Consider the following 6,000-nt stretch of genomic DNA (forward strand, 5'->3'; position numbering starts at 1 on the left):
GGCCGCAAGAGCCTGCCGGATATGGTCCCGCCAATGCCGGCAGGGGTAATATTGGCCGGCCACAGCCATTGTGGGAGAATGCCGCCTCATGAAATCCTTCATCACCCTGCTTGCCGCGCCGTTGCTGGCGCTCGGCCTCGCGCTGCCCGTCCATGCCCAGGGCCTGCCCGATCTCGGTGGCCGCACCATCAAGGCGGTGACCGAGAACGCCTATTACCCGCTGAACTTCGCCGACAAATCCGGCGCCGGGATCGGCCTCGAATATGACGTGATCAACGAGGTGGCGAAGCGCCTCAACGCCAAGGTCGAGTGGAACCTCTCGGCCTGGGACGTGATGATCGAAGCCGTGCGCACTGCGCAGTTCGACATCGGCGCCGACGGCATCACCATAAATGCCGAACGCGAAGAACAGATCGACTTTACCAAGCCCTTCATCACGGTCGAGCAGTACTTCCTCGTGCGCGGTGACGAAGCCCGCATCACCGGCATCCAGAGCTTCAAGGACGATACCAGCCTGCTGTTCGGCGCACAGGCCGGCACCTCGGCGTTCTACACCGCGATCTACGACGTGCTCGATGGCGACGAGGCCAACCCGCGGGTGAAGCTGTTCGACACCTTCGGCGCTTCGGTGCAGGCGCTGAAATCCGGCGACGTCGACGCCGTCATCGCCGACCAGTCAGCCGCTGCCGGCTACATCGGCGCCGATCCCGGCGCCTTCAAGCAGGTCGGCGAGCCGATCAAGTCCGAGCCGCTCGGCTTCATCCTGACGCCGGGTTCCGACCTGGTGGCGCCGTTCAACGCCGCGCTCGACCAGATGCAGGCCGACGGCACGCTCGATGCGCTGATCAAGAAGTGGTTCTTCGAGTACGGTCAGCAGAACTCGTAAGCGATCATCGGGACGCGCATTCACAGGCGCGTCCCTTTTCGATGCCGGCATCCCCCAATAAACGCATTGCTGAGTTCCCGTGGTGGCTGCTGGCCATCGCGCTGCTCGGGCTGACCATCCTGTGGGCCATCGTCGCCGACGAAGGCTATGCCGAGATCTTCTCGGTGCTGACCAAGGGCGTGGTGACGACGCTGTGGGTGACCTTCGTCGCCTTCGGCCTCGCCGGCATCCTCGGGCTGCTGGTGGCGCTCGCACGAACGTCCGGCAATCCGTGGCTCAGCCAGATCGCCACCTTCTACGTCGAGATCATCCGCGGCGTGCCGATCCTCGTGGCGCTGTTCTATGTCGCGTTCGTCGGCGCCCCGGCGATGGTCGTCGCTGCGAACTGGGTGCTGACGCCGCTGCTGCAGGCCGAGCTGATCGAGCCGCTGACCGTCCGCAATTTCGATTTCACCTGGCGCGCCATCGTGGCGCTCACGGTGTGCTACTCGGCCTTCATCGCCGAGATCTTCCGCGCCGGCATCGAAGCGGTGGACCGTGGGCAAATCGAGGCGGCCAAGGCACTCGGCCTCTCCCGCTGGAACACCTTCCGCCACATCGTCGCGCCGCAGGCGCTGCGCACCATCCTGCCACCGCTCGGCAACGACTTCATCTCGATGATCAAGGACTCCGCCCTGGTCTCGGCGCTCGGCGTGCAGGACATCACCCAGCTGGGCAAGGTCTACTCATCAGGCAGCTTCAAGTTCTTCGAGACCTACAACGTCGTGGCGTTCCTCTACCTCACCATGACCATCTCGCTGTCATTGCTGGTGCGGCTCTTGGAGAAACGGTTGAAACAATCGGAGCGAAGCTAGGCAGCACGCGGGGTAATTTCCTCGAGTTGCGACGCGATCTGGCGACGGCGCTCCATCAGGTCGAAGTCGGCCTGCAGCCCGAGGAAAAACCCCTCGGACATTCCGAAATAGCGGGCCAGACGAAGATCGGTGTCAGCAGTGACATCGCGCTTGCCCAATACGATCTCATTGATCCGGCGCGGCGGTACATGGATAGCGCGCGCCAGCGCATTCTGGCTCAGCGCCATCGGCTTCAGGAATTCCTCGAGCAGGATATCCCCGGGGCGCGGATTGGGGAGCAGGTTGTCCGCCTCAGTGATAGTCGATGATCTGGACATGGTGCGCACCTCCATCCTTCCATACGAAACATATCCGCCACTGGTCGTTGATGCGGATGCTGTGTTGTCCGGCCCGCTCGCCTTTCAGCGCTTCCAGTCGGTTTCCAGGCGGCACACGCATATCGTCCAGCTTGCGCGCCTGGTTCAGCATGCGGAGCTTCCGCAGCGCCGCCGATTGCATATCGCCCGGCAGCCGACGGCTCCGAACGCCGGTCCAGATCAGCTCCGTCTCTCGATCGGCGAAACCGTGGATCACGGCGCATCATAACGTGGTGCGTTATGTAACGCAACGCGTTATAGTTCTTGTGGATGCGCCCTGCCGTCCCCACATCACGCCCGTCCGCAACTCGAACCCCTGGACCTGCAGCATGATCAAGCGCCTTGCCTCCCTCGGCCTCGCCCTCGTCCTCACCGGCGCGCTCGCAGCGTGCGGCAACAATAACGGCACTAATGTCGGCAGTGTTGGGGTCGACTGGACCGGCAACGATATCAGCGTCGAGGCTGTGGCTGATCCCGAGGTGAAGGGTGTCGTCTGCCACGTCGCGTACTTCAACCGCTCGCTGATCGACCGGCTGCAGCAGGGCAACTGGTTCGAGGATCCGTCCTACTCGGCGGTCGACTGCACCGCGGCTGGGCCGATCACGGTGGGCAAGATCAACACCAACAAGGGCGGCGAGGAAATCTTCCAGCAGTCCCGTTCGCTGATCTGGAAGAGCCTGCGCGTGTCGCGAATCTACGATGCCGAGAACAACTCGCTGATCTACCTCGCCCACGCGCGCGAGTTGCAGCAGGGCTCGGGCAAGATGTCGCTGTCGGTGGTGCCGCTCACCGGGCTCGACGTCACCTGGACCAACGGGGCTCCGAAAGGCGCCGCGACCGCCCCCGCGGCGTCCGCCGGCACCGCGGCAGGCGGCGTCTGAGGTCGTTCAAACCCTAATCAAACCCGACCGATCCGGGCAACGCCGAGGCAATGCCTCGACGCGCAGTCTCGCCTGGATGCCCGCAATGGGGCGTGGGAGGCACGATCATGTTCAGCTGGCTGCCGCCGCTACAGCAAGGTGCAGCGATCATCGGCGTCGCGCTGCTGCTGATCGTCGTGATCTTCCTCATTGCCCGGGTCGCGCGGGTGAGCCAGCCCCTGGCGCTCGCCCTCGCCGTGACGCCGCCGATGGCGCTCGTCGTGGTGCTCGAGCGCAGCCTGGCCAGCGGGCTCATCTAGCCCTATCACGCTGATTTTGCTGCTGGCCCCGCTGCTGCGGAAGCGGTTACCCAGCCTTGACGCCAAAACACAAAAGGATTTCATGCGGCGCAGTCGTAATCGACTGGGCTGCGTCGGATATTCGTCGACGCGCCTGCGCCAGAAGCGGCGACGATCCGCACCAAGGAGTTCATCATGGCAATTCTCATCGGCGATACCGCCCCCGATTTCGAGGCGGAGACCACCGAAGGTCGCATCCGCTTCCACGACTACATCGACGGCAGCTGGGCCGTGCTGTTTTCGCACCCCAAGAATTTCACGCCCGTCTGCACCACCGAGCTCGGCTACACCGCCAAGCTGAAGCCCGAATTCGACAAGCGCGGCGTCAAGGTGCTGGGTCTGTCGGTCGACAAGCTCGAGAACCACGCCGGCTGGGCCGCCGATATCGCCGAGACGCAGGGCGCAACGCTGAACTTCCCGCTGATCTCGGATGTCGAGGGTGAGGTCGCCCGCAAGTACGACATGATCCACCCCAATGCCGACAATTCCCTAACGGTGCGGTCCGTCTTCGTCATCGGGCCGGACAAGAAGGTGAAGCTGAAGATCGAGTACCCGGCCTCCACCGGCCGCAACTTCGACGAGATTCTCCGCGTCATCGACAGCCTGCAGCTGACCGCCAAGCACCAGGTCGCGACCCCGGTGAACTGGAAGGCCGGTGAGGACGTGATCATCGTCACCGCCGTCACCGACGAGGCAGCGCGCGAAAAGTATCCGGAAGGCTGGAAGACGCTGAAGCCCTACCTGCGCATCGTCCCGCAGCCGCGCGCCTGATCTCGCGTCATCACGGCATTCGAGCGGCGGTCATTGATCTGGTCGCGTGATCGAACCGGAAAAGTCTGCAACTTTTCCTGATCACGCTCCAGTCGGGCCGCCCGCTTTGCATCAGGCGTTGCCGCGCAGCGCCCGATTGATCGCGCCGAGCAGCATGACGATGCGGCCCAGCCCCATCAGCGCCAGTCCGCCGACGAATGGCAGCACCGCCCATTGCAGCAGCCGGGCAGCATCGACAAGCGTCCCGAGCAAATCCGAGCCGGGCGCATCGAGCGCGGTATTGATCATCTGGATCAGGCCCGGCGCTCCGAAGCCCGCCACAATGATCGTAGCCAGCACCGCAATCAGTCCAACGACATAAAGCAATCCTGCAACCATTCTCGCCCCCTCATGGCCCAATGGTCGACAGTTAAGAAGTCCTGAACGACTTCGTCAACGTCCGCTCAAATCCCCAGCTCTGCCCTGAGCTTGCGCGTCAGCTTGCTGGCGATCAGCCGGTGCGACTCACGGACATAGCCCTCGGCCAGCTCCTGCTCGAGCGCGCCGGGCGTCACCCGCACCCACTGGCGCTTGGCGAAATAGGCCGCCTGCGCCATGCCGTCGAGGTCGGTCAGGCCGTCGAAGGCGATCTCGCCGACCTTGAACACCAAATCGCCCGAGCTGTCGCCGAGCAGGCAGAACACCTTGCCGCCGACCTTTGCGACCAGCGCCTCCCACTGCTCGTGCAGCGTCACGGCGGGCAGCCCGGTAACGAAAGCGGTGTAGCCCTCGCGCTCATGCAGGTTCAAAGTCGCCGGCCCTCAGATCTGGTCGTGCCGGACAAACAATCGCGTCTTCCGCGACCTCCCGGCCCAGGCCAGCAGCGCTCCCGGAACGGCGAGCACGGCCCAACCCGGGAACGCAAGGATCGCTTCGGACACCGGCTCGAGCACCATGCCGAAGAACCGGCCGGCAAGAAACTCCCGCACGGTCGCAAGGCTGTCGGCGTTGAGCCAGGTCCAGTTCTCGGCCAGTGAGGTGAACACCAGCTGGCTGGCGCCGAGCGAACGCGTGCCGTCGATGATCAAGAGGATCAACGCCACACCAAGGAGCCAGGTGCCCAAAAGCCTGATAAAGAGCCGCATCGAGGTTCGTCGCGTCCGCATGCGCCAAGCGGTTCCCGATTGCCCCGCCGGCTGCTTCGCTCCTTTTGCCACGCCGCCCGCGCCGCAGACAAGACAACTCTGCCGGCCATCACGCAGCAATCGATCGCAGTGCGCCGCCGACGACGTTATGTGCCTTGCGGACACGACGTCGATGAGTATATTGCGCCCGCTCCGGCAGGCTCAGGCCCCGGACACGCAGACCCGGGCCCGCCCGGCCCGCTGCATGCGGAGAGATGGCCGAGTGGTCGAAGGCGCACGCCTGGAAAGTGTGTAGGCGGGGAACCGTCTCAAGGGTTCGAATCCCTTTCTCTCCGCCACGCGGTCTGCCGTGTGTTCTGCAAGTTGACCACGCTCAGAGTCCGCGCATCTCACACGGATTGAGCGACAATCAGAAATCGGCGGGGACCGCTCTGTACGAGTTGATGTATCGGTTCACCTCAGAAACGCCGGCTCACTTCAAGCCGAGTGAAGTCATCGATGATCCGAGATGGCGTGAAATTCGGCAGTCCGCGAAGTTGTTCCTGGAACATCTGGGATAATGGGAATGGGGCCAACTTCGGGGCTCTCCAAAAACCTCCTCCGACTTATCCCCCCAGTCCCCACCCATGCGATTCTCCCCCCATCCGCTGCACCGAAGCGAGATCATGACGAGTGGTTGGTGCGGTGGAGACCGGGTGGGCTGCGGGTCGCTGCAGTTCAGGCGGAAACCATCACGGCAAGGACCGGTTCGCCGGTCAAGCCGCTATCACGCGAGGGTTGCTCGATGCGG

10 protein-coding genes and 1 tRNA gene are annotated in these 6,000 nt (G+C 63.8%); 6 read left to right on the forward strand and 5 right to left on the reverse strand.

Annotation, left to right across the window (positions count from 1 at the left end):
• Positions 1-88: 88 nt before the first annotated feature.
• The gene (locus AC1DYL_RS08390) at positions 89-886 is read left to right on the forward strand and encodes a substrate-binding periplasmic protein (protein ID WP_477172781.1); all 798 of its coding nucleotides are present in this window, start codon (positions 89-91) and stop codon (positions 884-886) included.
• A gap of 41 nt (positions 887-927) precedes the next feature.
• Positions 928-1,740, forward strand: a complete 813-nt coding sequence (locus AC1DYL_RS08395) for an amino acid ABC transporter permease (protein WP_477172782.1) — start codon at positions 928-930, stop codon at positions 1,738-1,740.
• Here the strand turns inward: AC1DYL_RS08395 and AC1DYL_RS08400 are convergent.
• Both AC1DYL_RS08400 and AC1DYL_RS08405 read right to left on the reverse strand, forming a co-directional pair.
• Positions 1,737-2,057, reverse strand: a complete 321-nt coding sequence (locus tag AC1DYL_RS08400; protein WP_477172783.1) for a HigA family addiction module antitoxin — start codon at positions 2,055-2,057, stop codon at positions 1,737-1,739. The two genes, AC1DYL_RS08395 and AC1DYL_RS08400, sit on opposite strands and share 4 nt — an antisense overlap.
• Complete coding sequence (locus AC1DYL_RS08405) at positions 2,032-2,313, reverse strand: type II toxin-antitoxin system RelE/ParE family toxin (protein WP_477172784.1); 282 nt, start codon at positions 2,311-2,313, stop codon at positions 2,032-2,034. The genes AC1DYL_RS08400 and AC1DYL_RS08405 overlap by 26 nt, the downstream gene beginning before the upstream one ends.
• Positions 2,314-2,425: 112 nt before the next feature.
• Here AC1DYL_RS08405 and AC1DYL_RS08410 point away from each other — a divergent pair, with 112 nt between their 5' ends.
• From AC1DYL_RS08410 to AC1DYL_RS08420, 3 genes are all read left to right on the forward strand, one after another.
• A complete protein-coding gene (locus tag AC1DYL_RS08410) occupies positions 2,426-2,977 on the forward strand; it encodes a CreA family protein (protein ID WP_477156984.1) in 552 nt (183 codons plus the stop codon).
• Positions 2,978-3,084: 107 nt separating this feature from the next.
• On the forward strand, positions 3,085-3,276 hold the full coding sequence (locus tag AC1DYL_RS08415; protein ID WP_477172785.1) for a hypothetical protein: 192 nt from the start codon (positions 3,085-3,087) through the stop codon (positions 3,274-3,276).
• 174 nt (positions 3,277-3,450) lie between these two features.
• Positions 3,451-4,086 carry a peroxiredoxin gene (locus AC1DYL_RS08420; RefSeq protein WP_477151426.1) on the forward strand — a complete coding sequence of 212 codons (636 nt, stop codon included), beginning with the start codon at positions 3,451-3,453 and terminating at the stop codon, positions 4,084-4,086.
• 111 nt (positions 4,087-4,197) lie between these two features.
• On the opposite strand, the gene AC1DYL_RS08425 is transcribed toward AC1DYL_RS08420, so the two are convergent.
• The 3 genes from AC1DYL_RS08425 to AC1DYL_RS08435 all read right to left on the reverse strand — a co-directional run bounded on the left by AC1DYL_RS08425 (position 4,198) and on the right by AC1DYL_RS08435 (position 5,210).
• Entirely contained in the window at positions 4,198-4,464 is a 267-nt protein-coding gene (locus tag AC1DYL_RS08425) for a hypothetical protein (protein ID WP_477172786.1), read from the reverse strand.
• A gap of 65 nt (positions 4,465-4,529) precedes the next feature.
• Positions 4,530-4,874, reverse strand: a complete 345-nt coding sequence (locus AC1DYL_RS08430; protein WP_477172787.1) for an MmcQ/YjbR family DNA-binding protein — start codon at positions 4,872-4,874, stop codon at positions 4,530-4,532.
• Between the two features lie 12 nt (positions 4,875-4,886).
• Entirely contained in the window at positions 4,887-5,210 is a 324-nt protein-coding gene (locus AC1DYL_RS08435; RefSeq protein ID WP_477151423.1) for a hypothetical protein, read from the reverse strand.
• 248 nt (positions 5,211-5,458) lie between these two features.
• Here AC1DYL_RS08435 and AC1DYL_RS08440 point away from each other — a divergent pair.
• A tRNA-Ser gene (locus tag AC1DYL_RS08440) sits at positions 5,459-5,548 on the forward strand.
• Positions 5,549-6,000 lie beyond the last annotated feature (452 nt).

This window comes from Devosia sp. P1_H9 (genome assembly GCF_056405135.1).

Bases quoted from the DNA above. Each gene is read 5' to 3' on its own strand.
- AC1DYL_RS08390 (WP_477172781.1), top strand. From the start codon at position 89: ATGAAATCCTTCATCACCCTGCTTGCCGCGCCGTTGCTGGCGCTCGGC.
- AC1DYL_RS08395 (WP_477172782.1), top strand. From the start codon at position 928: ATGCCGGCATCCCCCAATAAACGCATTGCTGAGTTCCCGTGGTGGCTG.
- AC1DYL_RS08400 (WP_477172783.1), bottom strand. From the start codon at position 2,057: ATGTCCAGATCATCGACTATCACTGAGGCGGACAACCTGCTCCCCAAT.
- AC1DYL_RS08410 (WP_477156984.1), top strand. From the start codon at position 2,426: ATGATCAAGCGCCTTGCCTCCCTCGGCCTCGCCCTCGTCCTCACCGGC.
- AC1DYL_RS08415 (WP_477172785.1), top strand. From the start codon at position 3,085: ATGTTCAGCTGGCTGCCGCCGCTACAGCAAGGTGCAGCGATCATCGGC.
- AC1DYL_RS08420 (WP_477151426.1), top strand. From the start codon at position 3,451: ATGGCAATTCTCATCGGCGATACCGCCCCCGATTTCGAGGCGGAGACC.
- AC1DYL_RS08425 (WP_477172786.1), bottom strand. From the start codon at position 4,464: ATGGTTGCAGGATTGCTTTATGTCGTTGGACTGATTGCGGTGCTGGCT.
- AC1DYL_RS08435 (WP_477151423.1), bottom strand. From the start codon at position 5,210: ATGCGGCTCTTTATCAGGCTTTTGGGCACCTGGCTCCTTGGTGTGGCG.